This window comes from Microbacterium sp. C448 (genome assembly GCF_000582705.2).
Classification (GTDB): Bacteria; Actinomycetota; Actinomycetes; order Actinomycetales; family Microbacteriaceae; genus Microbacterium; species Microbacterium lacus_A.
In genome coordinates this window covers 11,069-31,084 of the sequence record NZ_HG779661.1, presented here as the reverse complement: position 1 = coordinate 31,084, position 20,016 = coordinate 11,069, and the positions used below count along the sequence as shown (strand labels likewise).

Genomic DNA, 20,016 nt, shown 5'->3' with positions numbered 1-20,016 from the left:
GGCGCTCATCAGTGCGAGCTCGTCTGGTACGAGCGAACCTTGACCGCTCGCCAGGGACCGATCGGGTTGCCACTCCAGCGGCTGCCGATCGGAACCGTCTCGCCGCGCATCACGAGCGAAGCCGGCCCGACAGTCGCGTGCGCGCCGATCGAGGCGGCGGGCAGGATCACGCTGTGCGGGCCGAGCGTTCCGCCGGGTTCGATCGTGACGACATCCATGCTCATGATCCGATCATGGAATAGGTGCGTCTGCACAACGCAACCCCGGTTGACCGTGGATGCATCGCCCAGTGTGACGAGGTCGGGCTCGGGCAACCAGTAGCTTTCGCACCAGACGCCGCGGCCGATCTTCACGCCGAGCGAACGCAACCACACGGCGAGCGCGGGAGTACCCGTCGCGGCGCGGGCGAACCACGGCGCTGCGACCATCTCGACGAAGGTGTCGGACACCTCGGTGCGCCACACGAAACTCGACCACAGGGGTTTCTCGCCCGCGTGGATGACGCCCACGAGCGCCCACTTCGCGAGCGTCGAAACACCCGCGGCTGCCGCCCCCGCAACGAGCAGAACGACACCCGACAGCAGCACGGCGACGATCGCCCCACACGTCTGCACCAGCAGGGCGAGGACGAACAGCACACCGAGGCCGATCGCGCAGGTCACGATGACGGGCACGATGCGGCACAACTCCCACAGCGCGCGGGCGACCCGCAGCCCCGTGCGCGGCTGATAGGTGCGACTCTCGTCGGCGTCACTGGATACGCGGCGCAGGCGCACGGCGGGCGAGCCGAGCCACGAAGTCCCGGGTTTGGCCTTGAGAGGCGCCGCCGACAGCACGGCGACCAACCCACCCTTCGGCACACGGTGTCCCGGGGCCGCCATGCCCGAGTTGCCGAGGAATGCGCGTTTGCCGATCTTGACCGGCCCGATACGGATCCACCCACCGCGCAGCTCGTATGACGCGACCATCGTGTCGTCGGCGAGAAAAGCTCCGTCTTCGATCGTCGTCATCGCGGGGATGAGCAGAACCGTGGATGCTTCAACATCGCGACCGACGTGTGCCCCCAGCATCCGCAGCCAGACCGGTGTGAACAGGCTCGAGTACAGCGGGAACAGGATCGTGCGCGAGGAGTCGAGCAGACGCTCGATCGTCCAGGCTCGCCATCCCATCGCACTCCGCACGGGGAACGTGCCCTCGAGGAGGCCCCGCTGAAGGAGCCGCACGAGGATGACGACGGATGCCGCGAACACCAGGCCGGTGACCAGCACCGCGGGAACGAGCCAAGCGAATGCGGCGAGTGCCGCCATCCCGAGCGAGTCGGCCCCGCGCATGCCCGCCGCCAGAACGAGCGCACCGAGCGCGAATGCCAGCAGGGGCAGCAGCGCCAGCAGGGCCGACGAGGCCGCATACGCCCACAGCCAGCGCGTGGGCGCGGGCGGGCGCTCGCGCGGCCAGTCCTCGGCGGCACCGCCGACCCGCTCGGCGGGCGAACCGGCCCAGCGCTGATCGGCCCGCACGCGGCCGAACACCGCCGACCCTGGCGCGATCTCGGCCCGACGACCGATGCGCGTGCCGGGAGCGAGTGTGCTGCGCGCGCCGATCGTCGCCTCGGCCCCGATGCGTACCTCGCCGATCCGCACGACATCGCCGTCGATCCAGTAGCCCGTCAGATCCACCTCGGGTTCGATGCTCGCGCCGTCGCCGATCTGCAGCATTCCCGTGACCGGTGGCAGCGTGTGCATGTCGACGTCGCGGCCGATCTTCGCGCCGAGCGCTCGAGCGTAGTAGCTGATCCACGGGGCCCCGGCGAGACCCACGGCATCCACCTGGTCGGCGATCTGCTCCGCCAGCCAGAGCCGGATGTGCACATGTCCGCCGCGGGGGTGGTCACCCGGCCGCACCCCGGCGAGCAGGACGCGAGCGGCGGCCGCCGAGATGGCCATCCGTCCGAACGGTGTGGCGAAGACCAGCAGCGCCGGAACGAGCACCCACCAGTCCACGGTCGGGAGCGCCTCGAAACCCGGAACGAGGCGCAAGAGAGCGCCCGCGGTCACGAGGTAGATCAGCCAGCGAACGCCACTGAGGATGAAGAGGGGAACACCCATGATCGTCTGCAGGATCTGCGTCGAGCGGGGTGTCGGAGCGGGCTCGCGGTACGTTCCCACCGCTTCTTCGCCGAGCGGTCCGAGAGCCTTCGCCATGGCGCCGAGGCGCGGCAGGTCATAGATGTCGGCGACGGCGAACTCGGGCGAGCGTACCCGGATCTTCGAGACGAGCTGAGCCGCGGCGAGCGAGCCACCGCCCAGGTCGAAGAAGTCGGCGTCTGCATCGGGAACCGACACCCCGAGCACCGCCCGCCACTGTTCGGCCAGCCATGCTTCGACACCGGTCAGCGTTGATTCCTCCGTCGGCATACCGACCAGCGGCCACGGCAGCGCGGCCTTGTCGACCTTGCCCGAGGTACGAACGGGCAGGTCGTCCACGACCGCGAGAAGCGGCACCATCGGGGCGGGCAGGGTCGCAGCGAGCTCGGCGCGCGCGGCCTGACGGTCGAACCCCTCATCGACGACGAGGTAGCCGACCAGGATGTCGACTCCCGCATCCGTCCGCCGCACCGCCACCGCGGCGCCCCCAACATGGGGCAAGGCTTGCAACGCGGCCTCGACCTCACCCAGTTCGATGCGGCGGCCGCCGATCTTGACCTGGTCGTCGGCGCGCCCCTGGAAGACGAGCCCGGCGGGGTCGTATCGCACGAGGTCACCCGAGCGGTAGGCGCGGTCCCAGCCGAGCGAGGGCATCGGGGCGTATTTCTCCGCGTCCTTCGCGGGATCGAGATAGCGCGCCAGGCCCACTCCCCCGATGATCAGTTCGCCGACCTCGCCCTCGTCGACGGCCGCTCCCTCGGCGTTCACGACCGCGAGCGCCCAGCCGTCGAGGGGCAGCCCGATCCGCACCGGCGGCGCGCCATCCATGAGGGCGGCGCAGGCGACGACCGTCGCCTCGGTCGGACCGTACGTGTTCCAGACCTCGCGCCCCTCTTCTGTGAGGCGGGCCGCGAGTTCGGGCGGGCAGGCCTCGCCACCGAAGATCAGCAGACGGACGTTCTCGATCGACTCGGCGGGCCAGAGCGCGGCCAGCGTGGGAACGGTCGAGACCACCGTGATCTGCTGCCGCACGAGCCACGGGGCGAGGTCTTCGCCCGACCGCACGAGCGCGCGCGGCGCGGGCACCAGGCACGCTCCATGCCGCCAGGCAAGCCACATCTCTTCGCACGAGGCATCGAACGCGACCGACAGGCCTGCGAGAACACGATCGCCCGGACCGAGCGGGTCGTCCTGAAGGAACAGTGCGGCCTCGGCATCGACGAACGCGGCGGCCGAGCGGTGGCTGACCGCGACGCCCTTCGGCGTGCCCGTCGAACCCGAGGTGAAGATCACCCACGCGTCGTCGTCCTCGGTCGGCGGCGGCACCGCCACGACGGCGTGCGTGCTGGGGTGCGGGACATCACCCGCGAAGAGGGCGGATGGCTCGGGCGCCGCGTCCGCGATCGTCGGCCGAAACTCGCCCGTCCCTTCGACCACCCCGCGCACGGCCGCCTCACCGAAGACGAGTACCGCACGCTCTTCGGGGTCGTCCGCGTCGACCGGCACGTACGACGCCCCGGCAGCGATCACGCCGAGGATCGAGATGTACAGCTCTTTGGTGCCCGACGGCATCCGCACGCCGACGCGGTCACCGCGGCGCACTCCGGCCTCATGCAGCCGCGCCGCGGTGCGGCCCACGCGTGCCATCAGCTCCCGGTAGCTCAGCGCACCCGAACCATCGTCGATCGCCGACGCCTCGGGGTACCGCGCGGTGGTCGCGCGCAGGATGTCGAGAAGCGTGCGCTCTGCGGGTGCGTGGGCACGCCGGTCGAGCTCCGGCTGGCGCGATTCGGGCGCGGACACCGGGGCGGCGGGGTCGGTCACGTCAGCTCGAGAGTAGGTCGATCAGCTGCGCCTTGGTGAGGCGCGAGTAGCCCGTGTGTCCGGCTTCGCGAACGCGGACACGCAGGAGCGCGACGGACAGGCGGGCCAGGTCGGGGTCGTCGACGGCGGACGCATCGGATGCCTCGACGGGCGCCGCGGCCGGGTCGCTGTCCTGAGGCTCGTCGGCCGGAACATCCTGCGGCTCGAGCGCTGCCACGGCCTTGTCCGCATCGGCGGCCGCGCGACGGGCCGCCTTGTCAGCCTTCGCCGCCGCTTTCTTCAAGGCCTTGGCGGACGCAGCTTGTTGCTTCGCCTCGGCCTCGGCGCGCGCGGCGTCAGCCGCGGCACGCTCGGCTTCGGCCTTCAGGGCCGCCTTGCGCTCGACCTTGGCCAGCGCGACCGCCGTGGCCTTGCGAACCTGGGCCGCGGCGTCCTTCGCCTTGGCCGCGACCTTGGCGGGCTTCTTGCGGAGGGTCTTCTTCGAGACATCCGATCGCGCTTCCGCCTCGGCCGCGAGCTCACGCACCTTCTTGGCGGCCTTCGACGGGAAGTCCTTCGCGGCCTTGCGCGCCTGCTTAGCGGCCTTCGCCGCGTCGTCGATCGCGGCTCGCGCGGCCTGCTCTTTTTTGCTGGTCTGGGGCATGGCGCACAGCATATTCCGCCCTGGTGAACGGTCCCGCCGCGCCCGATCCCGTTCACCTCCCGTTCACCACTCTGGCCCACTCTCTTAAGGCGTCGCTCCTACCGTCGCTGTGTGCCCTGCACCGGGACACGCCCTGTCAACGGATCGAACGGAAACACAGTGAAGATCACCCGAATCTCGCGGATCGCGGCCCTCGGCGCCGTCGCCGCCCTTGCCCTTGCCGGCTGCGCCTCGAACGAGGCCGGCGGCAGCACCAGCGAAGCCCCCGCCGAAAGCACCCTCAGCGGCGAGCTCGTCGGCTCCGGCGCGTCCTCGCAAGAAGTCGGCGTCCAGGCCTGGGCCGCCGGGTTCCAGACCGTCAACGAGGGCGTCACCGTCACTTACGACCCGTCCGGCTCCGGCGCCGGTCGCGAGTCCTTCCAGGCCGGTGCCGTCGGGTTCGCCGGCTCTGACCGCGCCTTCTCGGCCGAAGAGATCGCCGAGGGCCCCTTCGACGGTTGCGTCGAAGGCACCGGCATCATCGAGATCCCGTCCTACATCTCGCCCATCGCCGTCATCTTCAACCTCGAGGGCATCGACAGCCTGAACATGGACGCCGCGACCATCGCGGGCCTGTTCGCCGGCACGATCACCAACTGGAACGACCCGGCGATCGCCGCGCTCAACGAGGGCGTCGACCTTCCCGATCTGGCCGTGACGCCGGTGCACCGCGCCGACGACTCGGGCACGACCGAGAACTTCACCGACTACCTGTTCCAGGCCGCACCCGACGTGTGGACCGAAGAGCCCGATGGCGTGTGGCCCTTCTCCACCGGTGAGGCTGCCCAGGGCACCTCTGGTGTCGTCTCGGCCGTCGAGGCCGGCCAGGGCGCCGTCACGTACGCCGACGCGTCGCGCGCCGAGGGCTTCGGCACCGTCGCGGTGCAGATCGGTGACGAGTTCGTCGAGTTCTCGCCCGAGGCCGCCGCGGCGATCGTGGACGCGTCGCCCGTCGCCGAGGGACGCACCGCGGGTGACCTCGCGATCGAGCTCGACCGCACGCCCGACGAGGCCGCGTACCCGATCGTTCTGGTCAGCTACATGATCGCGTGCGAGGAGTACGTCGACGCGGCAACCGCACCGCTCGTCAAGGGCTTCCTCGAGTACGTCATCAGCCCCGAGGGCCAGGACGAGTCGGCTGCCGCAGCCGGCAGCGCCCCGATCTCGGACATGCAGCGCGAGAACATGCAGGCCGCGCTGGACCTGATCGTCGTCGAGTAATACCCGTGCCCGGCCCGCGAGCAATCGCGGGCCGGGCACACCCCTTACGCCTCGTACAACCCGAGAACAGGATGAGATGACCACCACCGCGCCCCCCGCCATCAAGGCGAAGCAGCGCCCGGGCGACCGCTGGTTCTCGGGGACCGCCCTCTTCGCGGGATCGATGATCCTCGTCACCCTCGCCGCCGTCACGATCTTCCTGGTGATTCAGTCGCTCCCGGGTCTGACCGCGACCAGCGAAGACGCATCCGTCCTGACCACGAACTTCTGGGACTACGTCTGGCCGCTCGCATTCGGCACGGTCTGGGCCTCGTTCCTCGCCCTCCTGATGGCCGTCCCCCTCTCGGTCGGCGTCGCCCTGTTCATCTCGCACTACGCACCGCGCCGACTGGCCCAGGGCCTCGGCTATGTCGTCGACCTGCTCGCGGCCGTCCCCTCGGTCGTCTTCGGCCTCTGGGGCATCCTCGTTCTAGCCCCCGCCGTCCAGCCCATCTACAGCTGGTTCGTCGAGAACGCCAGCTGGTTCCCCCTGTTCGCGGGCCCGGTGTCGAGCACCGGCCGCACGATCTTCACGGCCGCCATGGTGCTCGCCGTCATGGTCGTCCCGATCATCACCGCCATCTGCCGCGAGATCTTCCTGCAGACCCCCGTCCTCCACGAAGAGGCCGCCCTTGCCCTCGGTGCGACGCGGTGGGAGATGGTCCGCATGGCCGTCTTCCCCTTCGGCCGCAGCGGCATCGTCTCGGCTTCGATGCTCGGCCTCGGCCGCGCCCTCGGTGAGACCATGGCGGTCGCACTCGTCCTCTCGGCCACGGGCGTCGTGACGTTCCGACTCTTCACCCCCGAGAACCCCAGCACGATCCCCGCGAACATCGCCCTCACCTTCCCCGAGGCCTATGGCACGAACATCAACGTTCTGATCGCGACGGGCCTCATCCTCTTCATCCTCACCTTTGCGGTGAACGCCCTCGCGCGATACTTCGTCAACCGCCGCAAGGAATTCTCGGGAGCCAACTGACATGACCCTCACGACTGCTCCCTCGTCTTCCACATCCCCCGCGTCTCCCAGCGGCCTCACGAACGGTCGCCTCCCGAAGGGTTCCCCCTGGGGCATCCTCGGTCTCAGCGCGGTGGTCAGCGCGATCCTCTTCGCCGTCCTCGGCATCGCCAGCGGTGCGGGGTTCAACGTCGCCGGATTCGCCGTCATCACCGTCCTGCTGTACCTCGCTCTGATCACCATCGTGTCGACAATGGTCGAGGGGCGCCGCAAGGCGGTCGATCGCCTCGTCACGGGGATCGTGACGGCCGCCTTCGCGCTCGCGATGGTGCCCCTCATCTCGCTCGGGTTCACCGTCCTCACGAACGGTATCGCCGGCATCTCCGCGGACTTCTTCTCGTCATCGATGCGCAACGTCGTCGGTGAGGGTGGTGGCGCACTGCACGCCATCATCGGCACCCTCCTCATCACCCTCGCCGCGGCCGTCATCTCGATCCCGATCGGCCTCTTCACGGCGATCTACTTGGTCGAGTACGGCCGTGGGAAGCTCGCGCAGGGCATCACGTTCCTCGTCGACGTCATGACGGGCATCCCGTCCATCGTCGCGGGCCTGTTCGCGTTCGCGGTGTTCGCGCTGTTCTTCGGACCGGGCATCCGCCTCGGCATCATGGGTGCCGTCGCCCTGTCGGTCCTGATGATTCCCGTCGTCGTCCGCTCGAGCGAAGAGATGCTGCGTCTGGTGCCGAACGAGCTGCGCGAGGCCGCCTACGCACTCGGCGTGCCGAAGTGGCTCACGATCGTCAAGGTCGTCCTGCCGACGTCGATCGCGGGCATCACGACGGGCATCATGCTCTCGATCGCCCGCGTCATCGGCGAGACCGCCCCCCTGCTCATCACGGCCGGCGTGACCACGTCGATGAACTACAACCTGTTCGAGGGGCGCATGATGACGCTCCCCGTCTTCGCCTACTCGCAGTACATGAACCAGGGCATCCCCGCGTCCGCGTACATCGACCGCGCCTGGGCCGCGGCGCTCGTGCTGATCGTCATCGTGATGGCATTGAACCTGATCGCACGCGTCATCGCGCGCGTCTTCGCCCCGAAGACCAGCCGCTAGCCCTCCCCGCTCCCACCCGAGAACATCCAGAGGAAAACGTGTCCAAGAGCATCGAAGTCCACGACCTGAACGTCTTCTACGACGACTTCCTCGCCGTCGAGGGCGTCGGGCTCGAGATCGAACCCCGCAGCGTGACGGCCTTCATCGGCCCGTCCGGTTGCGGCAAGTCGACCTTCCTGCGGACCCTCAACCGTATGCACGAGGTCATCCCGGGGGCCTACGTTAAGGGCCAGGTGCTGCTCGACGGGTCCGACCTGTACGCCCCGGGCGTCGACCCGGTGCTGGTACGTCGCCAGGTCGGCATGGTGTTCCAGCGCCCGAACCCGTTCCCGACGATGTCGATCCGTGAAAACGTGCTGGCCGGCGTCAAGCTGAACAACAAGCGCATCAACAAGAGTGACGCCGACGCCCTGGTCGAGAAGTCCCTCCGCGGGGCGAACCTGTGGAACGAGGTCAAGGACCGCCTCGACCGCCCCGGTTCGGGTCTGTCGGGTGGACAGCAGCAGCGCCTCTGCATCGCCCGCGCGATCGCCGTCTCGCCCGACGTGCTGCTGATGGACGAGCCGTGCTCGGCCCTCGACCCGATCTCGACGTACGCGATCGAAGAGCTGATCGCCGAGCTCAAGTCCGAGTACACGATCGTGATCGTCACGCACAACATGCAGCAGGCCTCGCGCGTCTCCGACCGCACCGCGTTCTTCAACATCGCGGGCACCGGCAAGCCCGGCAAGCTCATCGAGTACGACGACACCCGCACGATCTTCACCACGCCGACCGTTCAGGCGACCGAGGACTACGTCTCGGGTCGCTTCGGGTAAATCCGAACGCCAACGAGGAAGGCCCGCGACACTCGTCGCGGGCCTTCCTCGTTGGCTGATCAGTCGCGGGGCGAGAGCAGATAGGCGTTGAGGGCGTCGGTCAGCTCGTGGTCGAGCGACACCTCCACCTCGTCGATCCGCCGAACGGGAGCTGCGAGCCGCACGCTCGACACGAGCCACGCGGCATCCGCGGTGGCCAGCTCACTCACGCGCACATCGCGATAAGCGGTCGTGTAACCCTGCCCCTCGAACCACGCGAATGCGCTCAACTGGGTCGTGCCGTGCAGGATTCCGCCGGTCGGCTCCGGGGTGACGAAGACGTCACCGATACGCAGGATGACGGATGCCGTGGGTGCCTCGAGAACGAAGCCGTCCGACGAGACGAAGATCGCGTCGTCGGCACCGCGCTTGTGCGCCTCGCGGAGCGATGCCATGTTCACCGCATACGACAGCGTCTTCGCACCCAGAAGCAGCCACGGAGCACGGGCGGGCGCGTTGAGATCGAACCCGCGATCGAGCGTGACGACGGCGATCCCCTCGCGCCGGGGCCGCGAGAAGTCGGCCGCATCGGCGGCGGTGACCCAGGCGGTGGGCGTCGGGCCATGCTCGACCCCGCGGCTCAGGATGGTCTTCACGACCCACTCGCCCGGGCCGCACAACGCCGCGGCGGCATCGATGGCCTGACGCCACTGCGCCACGTTGGGCACCGGCAGATCGCAGATCTCCGCCGAACGCACGAACCGCTCCAGATGCGCCGCGACCTCTTGCGGGTGGCTGTCGACGACACCGATCGATTCGAAGATGCCGTCGCCGCGCTGGGTACTCAGCTCACCGACGCTGAGCGCGGGAGCGGAGGCGTCCACTTGTTTGAAGGTCGCGGAGAAGTCGGAACGGGAGTCGTCGGATGCCGTGGGCTCGATGATGAGCGCGAAGCGCGTTGCCATTCTCCGAGCCTACGGCGCCCCGTCGGAATAGCGGTCGCGAGGGCTGCGTTACACTGGAACAGCCGGGCCGCAGTAACCCCGGGCTCCATAATCTGCCGCTTCGAGCGGCTCCGCGCCGAGAGGCGTTCTGCGGCCCGGCACTTCTCTGCCCGGGGGCCGGCGGCGCTCAGTTCAGCGTGTCGCGGCGCCACAGCGAGGCTGCGGCGGTCAGATCCGCGGCGAATGCCGACAGCCTGAGTGCCCGCGCTGTGAGGTCCGTTGCACGCTCCGGCTCGGTGAGTTCGTAGTCGTCCGCGAGCCGGGTCGCGCCATCCGCTTCGATCCGGCAGAAGGCAGCCGCGCGCTCCAGCGCAACGCCGAAGTCACCCTCGAAAACTCCGCGCAAGATCGTGTCCGACAGCTCGACGAGCTCTTCCGGCCCGGCGGGCGCCGGAGCACCCGCGACGACGATGTCCGCCGTCGAAAGCTCCACTCGCCCGCGCTCGAAGAGGAGGGCAGCGGTACGGGGGTCGTCATGGATCATGAGCTGCAGCAGATACAGACGCCACAGCGTTCCCGGGAGCGTCCGCGCGGGCGATCGCGACCACAGCTCGGCGATGTCATGGATACCGTGCAGGTCGGTGAACTGCACGAGGCGGTCGACCACCGAGGCATCCGGCTCCTCGCGAACACGTGAGAGGAGCGCCGCGGCCGTCGAATGGGCGACGCGCGAAACCTCGGCGGGATCTTCGGTGCCGAACAGGCGGTCGAAGACGTCGGCGGGACGTCGTACCGGCTTGTGGAATCCGGGGCCGGTGGCGTCACTCATCCATCCAGGCTACCCGCGACGTATCGAGCGAGAGCCGCCGCAGCGTTCGCCCGCCGCGCAACCGGATCCTGGCCGGACGGCGCGTCAGGCGGTGGGGATGGCGAGGATCGGCTCGCTCGACGGTTCTCCCGTCGGGGATCCCCCCGCGGGCTCCACGGTGACCGCGATGACATCGCCCGGCGACATCGTGCCCGACAGCAGGGCCGTCGCATCGCCGTCGCCGCTCGCCTCGAAAACACCGGCGGCGATTGCACCCGAATCCCGCACGAACCAGAGTTCGTAACTCTGGTCAGCACTCAGTGTGGGCAGGCCGTCGGACACGAAGACGACCTCGCCGACGGACTCCGACCAGTGAACGGTCGCCTCGCCTCCGTCCGAGAGCGTCGTCGACGCTTCCTGTGCATCGGGCGCTGCCTCGATGCGCTCGAGCGCAACGACGGCCACGGGTCGGTTGAGCTGTTGAGCGATGACGACCGCTCCCCCGCCGACGCCGACCAGCAGGACCAGGGATGCAGCTAGTGCAAACCAGGCCCGCGGGCCCCACGCCCGGCTTCGCGACTCGGCGACGGGAACGACGGGAGCGGCCTCGAGGCTCGAGGCCGGAGCCGCCGCCTGAGCGGGGTGGTCTTGCTGGACGGAGGCGATCCGCGCCAACAGCTCGGAACGCACGGCACCCGGAGGCGGAACCTCGGCGACGGAGTCGGAGAGAGCAGCGACCGTCGCGGCATCTGTGGTCGCGTGATGCGCCCATTCGGGGTGCTCTGCGAGGGCAGCGTCGAACGCGGCCGCGTCTTCGGGGCCCAGTGCGCTGAGCGCGTGGCCCGCGGCCAGCTCTGCGAATTCCTGCTCGTTCATGTCGTCACCCCCAATTCTCCTCTGAGACGGGTCAGTCCGTCCCGCATCCGTGTCTTGATCGTTCCCAGCGGCGCCCCGACGAGAGCCGCAATTTCGCTCTGACTGTAACCCCCGTAGTACGCGAGGGTGATTGCCTCCCGTTGCGCATCGGGAAGCGTCTCGAGAGCCTGAGCGACCCGCTGCCCTTCGATCCGAAGTTCCACTTGTTCCGCAACCCCGTCATGAGCGACTTCCATGTCTCGGAAGCCCACGCGCACGTCCCGGTCCGCACTCGCCTGCGCCGATCGCACACGATCGACGGCACGGCGGTGCGCGATGGTCAGCACCCATGATCTTCCCTGCCCCTTGTTCGGAGCGAACTTGGCGGCGGATTGCCAGAGCTCGAGGAAAACCTCCTGCAGAACTTCTTCGCTCTGTGAGCGATCGACGAGAACGCGAAGGATGAGGCCGAACACGCGCGGCGATAACAGGTCGTAGAGGCGCGCGAACGCGGCTTCGTCTCCCTGCGAGACGCGCGACAACAACTCGCCGATATGGTCGACGCCTTCGCCGCCCTCCTCGGGCACGTCTACGCCATCGATAACCACATGTCCCAGCATGCCTCACCTATCGCCGCACCCCGGAATCCGGCGCGGGGTATGGATATCGGAAAACTTTCTGTCCGATGTCCAATCCGATCCCGGGGCAGCCCCGAATGGCCCTGTGAACACACCGCAGCAAGCGGTGCACCGACCCCGCACCGGGGTATGTGTCCACGGGGCCCACCCGCCCCACACAGAGGAGGAACTCATGTCACGTACCAAGATGCGCCTGACCGCCGGCCTGTCGCTCGCCCTGGCGGCGACGTTTGCGCTCAGCGCTTGTTCGATGGGCGCCGAAACCGCCACCGACGACACGATGGAAGAGCCCTCGAGCACTCCCTCGATGTCCGAAGAGATGGAAATGGACCCGGCCGCAATGCTCGTCGGCTCCGGCTGCGCCGCCTACGCCGAGGCTGTTCCGGATGGTGCGGGATCCGTCGAGGGCATGTCTGCCGACCCCGTCGCGGTCGCGGCATCCAACAACCCGATCCTGACCACGCTCACCGCAGCGGTCAGCGGCCAGCTGAACCCCGAGGTCGACCTCGTGGACACGCTCAACGGCGGCGAGTTCACCGTCTTCGCGCCCGTCGATGACGCGTTCGCGAAGATCGACCCCGCCACGATCGAGGCGCTCAAGACCGACACCGCGACGCTCACGTCGATCCTGACGTACCACGTCGTCCCCGGTCAGATCGCCCCCGACGACATCGAAGGCACGCACACCACCGTTCAGGGTGCGGACGTCGAGGTGACCGGTAGCGGAGACAGCATCATGGTCAACGGCGAGTCCGCCGTGATCTGTGGTGGCGTCCAGACCGCCAACGCCACGGTCTACCTCATCGACACGGTCCTGATGCCCCCGATGTAAGCGGACCATCGTGTGTCGCGTGATCCGGGGGGCGCACGCGACACACGCACGACCGCGGCCGTCGGAACCTACCTGCGAGGGGGTTCCGGCGGCCGCTTCCGTGCGCGCTGCCACCCCGCGGCGTTCACTAGGCTGGTGGCACGGGCCTCTAGCTCAGTCGGTAGAGCATCGGACTTTTAATCCGCGGGTCGTGGGTTCGAGCCCCACGGGGCCCACCGCATCAATTTTCGGACTCGGTGTAACAATTCGTCGCTCCGTGCGCCCGGCCGGGCGGGCGACGACGAGAATAGAAGCGCACCTGCCCACAGCATCCGGGCACATCCCCTCGCCTTGGAGGCATCCCATGTCCCGCTCCCGCATGCTCACCCTTGCCGCCGGAATCACGGCTGCCGCGATTGCCCTCACGGGCTGTGCGAGCGGCTCCGGCGACGCCGACGCATCCGCCGATCCGGATGCCGGCTACGTCACCCCGGGCACGTTGACCATCGCGACCGGTGACATCGCGTACTACCCCTACGTCATCGACGATGACCCGTCGTCGGGCGAGGGCTTCGAGTCCGCCGTCGCTTACGCGATCGCCGACGAACTCGGATTTGCGCCGGAGGACGTCGAGTGGGTGCGCACGAGCTTCGAGGCCGCCATCGCACCGGGTCCGAAGAACTTCGACTTCAACATCCAGCAGTACACCATCACCGACGAGCGCAAGCAGGCCGTCGACTTCTCGTCGCCCTACTACTCCGCCAGCCAGGCGATCGTCGCCGTCGAGGGCGGCGCGGCCGACGGCGTCGACTCGATCGACGGGCTCAAGGACCTCGTCATCGGAGCGATGGCCGGGTCGACCAGCGCGCTGACCCTCGAAGAGGTCGTGCAACCCACGACCGCGCCGCAGCTCTTCGGATCGAACGAGGATGTCGTGGCCGCGCTGAACGCGGGCCAGATCGACGCGTTCGTGATCGATCTCCCCACCGCTTACCTCGCCACCGCGATGTACATCGAGGACTCCTTCATCGTCGGCGAGCTCCCCGCTGGTGGCATCCCCGACGAGTGGGGCGTCGTCCTGCCCAAGGACTCGGCGCTGACGGAGCGCGTCTCTGCCGCTCTCGACAAGCTGCGCGAGGACGGCACGCTCGCCGAGATCACCGACGAGTGGCTCGGTGCGGGCCAGGGCGTCACGCTCTTGCAGTGATTCTGCGCGGCACCCGCCGTCCCACCTCCGGTACCGTCGAGCCGTGAGCGTCCACTCCCCCAGCGAGCTCGAACTCGAGCGCCGCGCATACCGCGCACGCCAGTCGCGACGTTCGGTGCTGGTCGCCATCGCCTCGTCGGTCGCCTTCGCGATCATCGTCTGGGCGACGATGATCAACACCCCCGGGTGGGCCGGAGTGCAGCAGGCCTTCTTCAACCCCGCTATCGCGTGGGACGCACTCCCGGCTGTGTGGGACGGCTTCCTGCTGAACCTGCGGGTGCTGGGCCTGTCCCTGATCACGGTCTCGGTCGTCGCGCTCACCGTCGCTCTGCTACGAACTTTGCAGGGCCCGGTGTTCCTTCCGCTACGCGCTATCGCCGCGGCGTACACCGATATCTTCCGGGGGTTGCCGTTCATCATCGTGCTCTACCTCGTCGGGTTCGGCCTGCCGACGATCACCAACGTGCGGATCGACGCCCTGTATCTCGGGACGATCGCGGTGACGCTGACATATTCCGCCTACGTGTCCGAGGTGATCCGCTCGGGAATCGAGTCGGTCCACCCCTCACAGCGCCTGGCGGCGCGAGCGCTGGGCCTGAGCTACCCGCAGACGCTTCGCCGCGTCGTGCTTCCCCAGGCGTTTCGCCGCATCACCCCACCGCTCATGAACGACTTCGTCGCGATGCAGAAGGATGTCGGACTCATCTCGATCCTCGGCGCGACCGATGCCGTGCTCGCCGCGAAAATCGAGTCGTCCCAGACCTACAACTTCACGCCGTACATCGTGGCGGGCATCCTGTTCATCCTGCTCGCCATTCCCACCATCCGGCTCACCGACTGGTACGCAGCGCGGCTCCGCGCTCGCGAACAGACAGGGGCGCTGCTGTGACCGCGCTTCTGTCGGCGATCGATCTCTGGAAGACGTTCGGCGACCGGGATGTCCTGCGCGGGGTCTCTCTCGAGCTGGCGAGACACGAGGTGGTCGCGGTGATCGGGGCGAGCGGGTCCGGCAAGTCCACCCTGCTGCGGTGTCTGGATCTGCTCGAACCGATCGATGACGGCCGGATCCTCCTGGCGGGCGACGACGTTTCCGACCCGCGAGTGGAGGCGAACGCCGTGCGCTCACGTCTCGGGTTCGTTTTCCAGGGCTTCAATCTCTTCCCCCACCTCTCGGTGCTGGACAACGTGACCCTGGCATCGCGGGTCGCGCGCCGCGAGAAGCGACCGGATGCCGAGGCGCGGGGCCGCGCGATCCTCGAGCGCGTCGGACTCGCCGACAAGGCCGCCGAGCACCCCGACCGCCTGTCGGGCGGTCAGCAGCAGCGGGTCGCGATCGCCCGGGCGATCGCCACCGACCCCGAGGTTCTGCTGCTGGATGAGATCACGTCCGCGCTCGACCCCGAGCTTGTGGGCGAAGTCCTCGAGCTGGTGCGGGCGCTGGCCGAAGAGGGCACGACGATCCTCATGGCAACCCACGAGATGGCGTTCGCCCGCGACGTTGCGCACCGGGTGCTGTTCCTCGACGAAGGACGCGTGCTCGAGCAGGGCACGCCCGCCGAGGTCCTCGGTAAACCGCGCGAGGCGCGGACACGCGCGTTCCTCTCCCGCTTCACGGGCTGAGACGTCCGCGGTCGGGTTGCTCAGACGAGCGAGAAAACAACCTCGACCTCGACCGGGCTGTCGAGCGGCAGCACCGGAACACCCACGGCGGACCGGGCGTGGCGGCCAGCCTCACCGAAGATCTCACCGAGGACCTCGCTTGCGCCATTGAGGACGCCCGGCTGACCGAGGAAGTCGGGCACGGATGCCACGAACCCGGTCACCTTGACGACACCGACGAGCTTGTCGACGCCACCCGCTACCGCAGCAGCCGCCGCAATCGCGTTGAGGGCGCACTGGCGCGCATACGCCTGGGCGTCCGCGGCCGAGACCCGCCCCGGACCCTCCCCGACCTTCCCGGCAGCGGGAAGCTTTCCTGCGAGGAGTGGCAACTGACCGGCGGTGAAGACCAGGTCTCCGTGCACCTTGGCGGGCACGTAGGACGCCAGGGGCGGGACAACATCGGGAAGCTCGATGCCGAGTTCGGCGAGTTTCGCGGAAACGCTCACGGAGTCACTGTCCTTCGAACTGGCGGGAGGCTTCGGCCGCGGCGGCCAGACCGGCGTTGCCCGAGGCATCCGATCCCCCAACGGGACGCTTGAGGTACGCCACGAGGCCGCCCTCGGGCCCGGCGACGACCTGCACCAGTTCCCAGCCCTGCTTGCCCCAGTTGTTCAGAATCGCTGCCGTGTTGTGAATCAGCAGCGGAGTAGTCAGGTACTCCCAGGTGGTCATCGCACTCCCGAGATCGCGGTGGGGTCGGATCGTTTCCGAACGGGAGGCACGCGCGACCGTTTCGGTCATCGCTCAGCTAACTCCCTTACGATCAACCCTATGCCTGATAAGAATCGGACGGCTACGGGCGTGCTCGGCGGACTCGCCGGACTCGTAGGCCTGAGCGCAGTCGCTGGTCTCTTGGTGACCGCCACCGTCACGCCGGCCATCGCCGTATCGGGCGCCGCGGCGTCGAGCGCGATCACGATGTTCGACAACATGCCGAGCTACCTCGAGATCGACGATCTGATGCAGCAGAGCGAGATCTACGCCAAGCAGAGCGACGGCAGCGATGTCCTGCTCGCCCGCTTCTACGACCAGAACCGCGTCCCCGTCACCTATGAGCAGATCGCGCCCGTCATGTACGACGCGATTCTGTCGAGCGAAGACCCCCGCTACTACGAACACGGCGGGGTCGACCTCATCGGCACCACCCGCGCGCTCCTCAGCAATGTGCAGGGCGGCCAAACGCAGGGTGGATCCTCGATCAGCCAGCAGTACGTCAAGAACGTCCTGGTGCAGCGGTGCGAGAAGGAAGCACCCTCACAGGAGGAGCTCGCCGCCTGCTGGACGGACGCCACGACAGCGACCGGCGTCGAGGGATACCAGCGCAAGCTTCAGGAGATGCGCTACGCGATCGCCCTCGAGCAGCGTTATTCAAAGAACGATGTCCTCCTCGGATACCTGAACATCGCGAACTTCGGCGGGCTCAACATCGGTGTCGGTGCTGCGGCGCAGTATTACTTCGGCGTCAGCGCCTCTGACCTGACACTGTCGCAAGCTGCAACCCTGGCGGGCATGGTACAGAACCCGAACACGTACCGCATCGACAAGCCCGAGCGCGAGATCAACGGGGCGGCGGACGGATACGCGCTGACGACAGACCGACGCAACTACGTTCTGCGTCAGATGCTTTCCGAGGGCAAGATCACCCAGGAGCAGCACGACGCGGCCAAGGCCGAGGTCATCACTCCAAACATCAATCCGACCGAGCAAGGCTGCCAGCAGGCGGGCGGGTCCGCGTACTTCTGCGACTATGTCCGGACCATCGTGCTCAACGATGTCGCCTTCGGAGAAACGCCGGAAGATCGAAGCGCAGCGCTCCGCCGCGGCGGCCTGAAGATCTATACGACTCTCGACCTCGATCTGCAGTTGGCCGCCGAGGAGGCGATCTCGATCGTACCGGCAACCCACCCCAACCTCGATCTCGGCTCAACAGGGGTGCAGTTGGAAGTGGGCACAGGGCGCGTGCTCTCCATGGTGCAGAACCGCAAGTACACGCAGGATGCCGATCAGGCGGCAGCCGACCCGTCCTTCACGTCGATCAACTACAACACGCGGTACGTGAACGGTGGCTCGACGGGCTTCTCCCCTGGCTCGACCTACAAGCTGTTCACCCTATTGAACTGGCTGGAGCACGGACACTCTGTCAACGAGGTCATCAACGGACGCCAGCGCAACTTCACTGTTCTGACCGACTGCGAGGGCGGCAGCCAGCGCGTCACTTCCGGCGAGATCAAGAACTTCGAGGGTGTGGGCGGCTACAGCGGAACGCCCATGAGGTTCACCGCCGACTCGCTCAACACGGGCTTCATGGCGATGGGCGAAAAGGTGAGCGTCTGCGACACCAACAAGATCGCGGACCGACTCGGAGTCGAGACCGCTGACGGGTTCCAGCTCTTCGTCGGCAATGTGGACAACCCGCAGAACTCGCCCAACACCCCGTACAACATGCTCGGACCGCAGAACGTCGCCCCGATCGACATGGCGGCGGCGTACGCCACGATCGCCAGCAACGGCGTCTACTGCCCTCCCAAGGCGATCGACGCCGTCTTCAATTCGGACGGGGAGGCACTCCCCCTGCCGGACACCACGTGCAACCAGGTCCTCGATCCGTCCGTCGCCTCAACGGCAGCTTTCGCGCTGGCCGGCGTGATCAACGGCGGTTCTGCGGCGTCCTCGCGCATCGGCGACGGCGTTCCTGTCTTCGGCAAGACCGGCATCCACGAGCAGCAGCACACTTGGATGGACGGCAGCAGCACCAAGGTCACGACGGTCGTGTGGGTCGGAAACGTCAAGGGCAACGTACGCCTCGACCGCAACTCTGCGAACGGCTACTCCCTGTGGCGCCTGCGTCACTCCATCTGGCCCGACATGCAGGGCGCCGCAAACGCCAAGTACGGCGGTGACCGCTTCGCGACACCCGACTCGGATCTGACACGTCAGGTGCAAATCGACCTGCCGAACGTCGTCGGCCAGCAGGTCGATCAGGCCGTGGCAACGCTTGAGGCCGCAGGGTTCAGCGTGAATGTCGGCGACGCGGTTGATAGCACGCAGGCGGCCGGAATCGTGGAGCGCCAGGATCCCGGAGCCGGTCGTGTGAGCGGCGGGACGACCGTGACGATCTCGCCGAGCAACGGGGAAGGCGTTGCTGTGCCGGACGTCGTGGGGATGAACCGTCAGCAGGCGGTCGACAGCATCCGAGGCACATTCGGACGCAACCCCGCGGAGACGTGTGTCGTGAAAGAAGGGGCCACCGGACCGGGCGTCGTCACCTCGGTCAACCCGGGCCCCGGCTCGATCGTGAACCGCAACGCGCAGCTGGCGATCACCTACGAGCGCGACACCTGCTCGTGACCTCGCGTTCCCGTCAGAGCCTGCGCGCCCTGGCGGCCGTGGGCGCGCTCGGTATCGCCGCCGCGGTGTGGGGCATCGGCATCGAGCGGTATAGGTTCACACTCCGACGGGTCGATATGGCCGTCCTCCCTCCGGGCTCGACACCCGTCCGGGTACTGCACATCTCGGATATCCACATGGCGCCGTGGCAACGGCGCAAGCAGGCATGGATAGCCTCACTCGCATCCCTGCGCCCCGACATGATCATCAATACCGGCGACAACATGGGCCACGTCGACGGGCTGCGCGGCGTGCGCGCCGCATTCGCCGGTTTCCGCGGTACACCCGGCTTTTTTGTGCACGGCTCGAACGATAATTTCGGCCCCACACCCCGCAATCCCCTGCGCTACTTCCTCGGCCCTTCGCGCCGCAAGCGGAATCCGCCACGGCTCGATATCGCCGCCATGGAGGCGTACTTCACGGAGAACCTGGGCTGGACCAACCTCAACAACAGGTCCGGGTCGGTCGATGCAGCGGGGGTCCGGATCAACGGATTCGGCGTGGGCGACGCGCACCACGATGACGACCGCCTCGACCTCGTGCCCGCCATGGTCGAGAACTTGCGTGAAGACGGGAGCACGTCGGGCGTCCTCACGATCGGCGTGGCGCACGCGCCGTACCGACGGGTCCTGGATGCCTTCACGGATGCTGGAGCCGAGGCGATCTTCGCGGGCCACACCCACGGCGGCCAAGTCCGCCTCCCCGGCTTCGGGGCGCTCGTCGCCAACTGCGACATCCCGCTGAAGCAGGCGCGCGGCCTTTCCACGTGGGCACGAGGGGGTAGCAAGGTGCCGCTGAACGTGAGCGCTGGACTCGGCCATTCGATCTATGCTCCGGTCCGCTTCGCGTGCCGACCCGAAGCCACCCTCGTCACGTTGATCGCTCGCGCGTGACGCGGTTCGGGCGGGCCGGGGAGTTCGGG

General features: G+C 68.0%; 18 protein-coding genes and 1 tRNA gene. 11 read left to right on the top strand and 8 right to left on the bottom strand.

All coding sequences use genetic code 11. From position 1 onward, the window contains the following. Positions 1 to 8: 8 nt before the first annotated feature. Positions 9 to 3,968, bottom strand: coding sequence for a Pls/PosA family non-ribosomal peptide synthetase (locus tag MIC448_RS07155; protein ID WP_036297817.1), 3,960 nt, complete (start codon positions 3,966 to 3,968; stop codon positions 9 to 11). Between the two features lies 1 nt (position 3,969). Then, positions 3,970 to 4,611: a hypothetical protein gene (locus tag MIC448_RS07150; protein ID WP_232711543.1), complete on the bottom strand. Its 642-nt coding sequence runs from the start codon at positions 4,609 to 4,611 to the stop codon at positions 3,970 to 3,972. A gap of 159 nt (positions 4,612 to 4,770) precedes the next feature. Here MIC448_RS07150 and pstS point away from each other — a divergent pair, with 159 nt between their 5' ends. The 4 genes from pstS (at position 4,771) to pstB (ending at position 8,803) form a co-directional block, all read left to right on the top strand. Beyond that, positions 4,771 to 5,871: a phosphate ABC transporter substrate-binding protein PstS gene (gene pstS / locus MIC448_RS07145; protein WP_036297815.1), complete on the top strand. Its 1,101-nt coding sequence runs from the start codon at positions 4,771 to 4,773 to the stop codon at positions 5,869 to 5,871. Between the two features lie 76 nt (positions 5,872 to 5,947). After that, positions 5,948 to 6,889, top strand: coding sequence for a phosphate ABC transporter permease subunit PstC (pstC, locus tag MIC448_RS07140; RefSeq protein WP_036297813.1), 942 nt, complete (start codon positions 5,948 to 5,950; stop codon positions 6,887 to 6,889). 1 nt (position 6,890) lies between these two features. Continuing rightward, positions 6,891 to 7,985 carry a phosphate ABC transporter permease PstA gene (gene pstA, locus MIC448_RS07135; protein WP_036297811.1) on the top strand — a complete coding sequence of 365 codons (1,095 nt, stop codon included), beginning with the start codon at positions 6,891 to 6,893 and terminating at the stop codon, positions 7,983 to 7,985. A gap of 38 nt (positions 7,986 to 8,023) precedes the next feature. Further along, positions 8,024 to 8,803 (top strand): phosphate ABC transporter ATP-binding protein PstB, encoded by a 780-nt coding sequence (gene pstB / locus MIC448_RS07130; protein WP_036297809.1) that lies wholly within the window; start codon positions 8,024 to 8,026, stop codon positions 8,801 to 8,803. Between the two features lie 59 nt (positions 8,804 to 8,862). Here pstB and MIC448_RS07125 read toward each other — a convergent pair whose 3' ends face one another. From MIC448_RS07125 to sigK, 4 genes are all read right to left on the bottom strand, one after another. Continuing rightward, complete coding sequence (locus MIC448_RS07125; protein WP_036297807.1) at positions 8,863 to 9,747, bottom strand: aminotransferase class IV; 885 nt, start codon at positions 9,745 to 9,747, stop codon at positions 8,863 to 8,865. Between the two features lie 166 nt (positions 9,748 to 9,913). Further along, on the bottom strand, positions 9,914 to 10,555 hold the full coding sequence (locus MIC448_RS07120) for a hypothetical protein (protein ID WP_036297805.1): 642 nt from the start codon (positions 10,553 to 10,555) through the stop codon (positions 9,914 to 9,916). Between the two features lie 84 nt (positions 10,556 to 10,639). Further along, positions 10,640 to 11,410, bottom strand: a complete 771-nt coding sequence (locus MIC448_RS07115; RefSeq protein ID WP_036297803.1) for an anti-sigma factor domain-containing protein — start codon at positions 11,408 to 11,410, stop codon at positions 10,640 to 10,642. After that, positions 11,407 to 12,009, bottom strand: coding sequence for an ECF RNA polymerase sigma factor SigK (sigK, locus tag MIC448_RS07110; RefSeq protein ID WP_036297801.1), 603 nt, complete (start codon positions 12,007 to 12,009; stop codon positions 11,407 to 11,409). Before sigK ends, MIC448_RS07115 begins: the two co-directional genes overlap by 4 nt. Positions 12,010 to 12,199: 190 nt before the next feature. Between sigK and MIC448_RS07105 the strand changes: the two genes are divergently transcribed. The 5 genes from MIC448_RS07105 (at position 12,200) to MIC448_RS07085 (ending at position 15,665) form a co-directional block, all read left to right on the top strand. After that, positions 12,200 to 12,859 carry a fasciclin domain-containing protein gene (locus MIC448_RS07105; protein ID WP_036297800.1) on the top strand — a complete coding sequence of 220 codons (660 nt, stop codon included), beginning with the start codon at positions 12,200 to 12,202 and terminating at the stop codon, positions 12,857 to 12,859. A 142-nt stretch (positions 12,860 to 13,001) separates the two neighbouring features. Then, a tRNA-Lys gene (locus MIC448_RS07100) sits at positions 13,002 to 13,074 on the top strand. A gap of 128 nt (positions 13,075 to 13,202) precedes the next feature. After that, complete coding sequence (locus MIC448_RS07095; RefSeq protein WP_036297798.1) at positions 13,203 to 14,045, top strand: ABC transporter substrate-binding protein; 843 nt, start codon at positions 13,203 to 13,205, stop codon at positions 14,043 to 14,045. A 43-nt stretch (positions 14,046 to 14,088) separates the two neighbouring features. Next, the gene (locus tag MIC448_RS07090; RefSeq protein WP_036297796.1) at positions 14,089 to 14,934 is read left to right on the top strand and encodes an amino acid ABC transporter permease; all 846 of its coding nucleotides are present in this window, start codon (positions 14,089 to 14,091) and stop codon (positions 14,932 to 14,934) included. Further along, positions 14,931 to 15,665 (top strand): amino acid ABC transporter ATP-binding protein, encoded by a 735-nt coding sequence (locus MIC448_RS07085; protein ID WP_036297794.1) that lies wholly within the window; start codon positions 14,931 to 14,933, stop codon positions 15,663 to 15,665. The genes MIC448_RS07090 and MIC448_RS07085 overlap by 4 nt, the downstream gene beginning before the upstream one ends. A gap of 20 nt (positions 15,666 to 15,685) precedes the next feature. On the opposite strand, the gene MIC448_RS07080 is transcribed toward MIC448_RS07085, so the two are convergent. Both MIC448_RS07080 and MIC448_RS07075 read right to left on the bottom strand, forming a co-directional pair. Beyond that, entirely contained in the window at positions 15,686 to 16,153 is a 468-nt protein-coding gene (locus tag MIC448_RS07080; protein WP_036297792.1) for a RidA family protein, read from the bottom strand. 4 nt (positions 16,154 to 16,157) lie between these two features. Beyond that, positions 16,158 to 16,379, bottom strand: coding sequence for a hypothetical protein (locus tag MIC448_RS07075; RefSeq protein ID WP_036297850.1), 222 nt, complete (start codon positions 16,377 to 16,379; stop codon positions 16,158 to 16,160). A gap of 99 nt (positions 16,380 to 16,478) precedes the next feature. Here MIC448_RS07075 and MIC448_RS07070 point away from each other — a divergent pair, with 99 nt between their 5' ends. Continuing rightward, complete coding sequence (locus MIC448_RS07070; protein WP_036297790.1) at positions 16,479 to 19,055, top strand: transglycosylase domain-containing protein; 2,577 nt, start codon at positions 16,479 to 16,481, stop codon at positions 19,053 to 19,055. Next, positions 19,052 to 19,987 (top strand): metallophosphoesterase, encoded by a 936-nt coding sequence (locus MIC448_RS07065; RefSeq protein ID WP_036297788.1) that lies wholly within the window; start codon positions 19,052 to 19,054, stop codon positions 19,985 to 19,987. The genes MIC448_RS07070 and MIC448_RS07065 overlap by 4 nt, the downstream gene beginning before the upstream one ends. The last annotated feature ends 29 nt before the right edge of the window (positions 19,988 to 20,016 follow it).

Excerpts from the sequence above, each read along its gene's own strand:
- MIC448_RS07120 (WP_036297805.1), bottom strand. The coding sequence starts at position 10,555 with ATGAGTGACGCCACCGGCCCCGGATTCCACAAGCCGGTACGACGTCCC.
- MIC448_RS07105 (WP_036297800.1), top strand. The coding sequence starts at position 12,200 with ATGTCACGTACCAAGATGCGCCTGACCGCCGGCCTGTCGCTCGCCCTG.
- MIC448_RS07095 (WP_036297798.1), top strand. The coding sequence starts at position 13,203 with ATGTCCCGCTCCCGCATGCTCACCCTTGCCGCCGGAATCACGGCTGCC.
- MIC448_RS07150 (WP_232711543.1), bottom strand. The coding sequence starts at position 4,611 with ATGCCCCAGACCAGCAAAAAAGAGCAGGCCGCGCGAGCCGCGATCGAC.
- pstC (WP_036297813.1), top strand. The coding sequence starts at position 5,948 with ATGACCACCACCGCGCCCCCCGCCATCAAGGCGAAGCAGCGCCCGGGC.
- pstA (WP_036297811.1), top strand. The coding sequence starts at position 6,891 with ATGACCCTCACGACTGCTCCCTCGTCTTCCACATCCCCCGCGTCTCCC.
- MIC448_RS07070 (WP_036297790.1), top strand. The coding sequence starts at position 16,479 with ATGCCTGATAAGAATCGGACGGCTACGGGCGTGCTCGGCGGACTCGCC.
- MIC448_RS07115 (WP_036297803.1), bottom strand. The coding sequence starts at position 11,410 with ATGAACGAGCAGGAATTCGCAGAGCTGGCCGCGGGCCACGCGCTCAGC.
- MIC448_RS07075 (WP_036297850.1), bottom strand. The coding sequence starts at position 16,379 with ATGACCACCTGGGAGTACCTGACTACTCCGCTGCTGATTCACAACACG.
- sigK (WP_036297801.1), bottom strand. The coding sequence starts at position 12,009 with ATGCTGGGACATGTGGTTATCGATGGCGTAGACGTGCCCGAGGAGGGC.
- MIC448_RS07125 (WP_036297807.1), bottom strand. The coding sequence starts at position 9,747 with ATGGCAACGCGCTTCGCGCTCATCATCGAGCCCACGGCATCCGACGAC.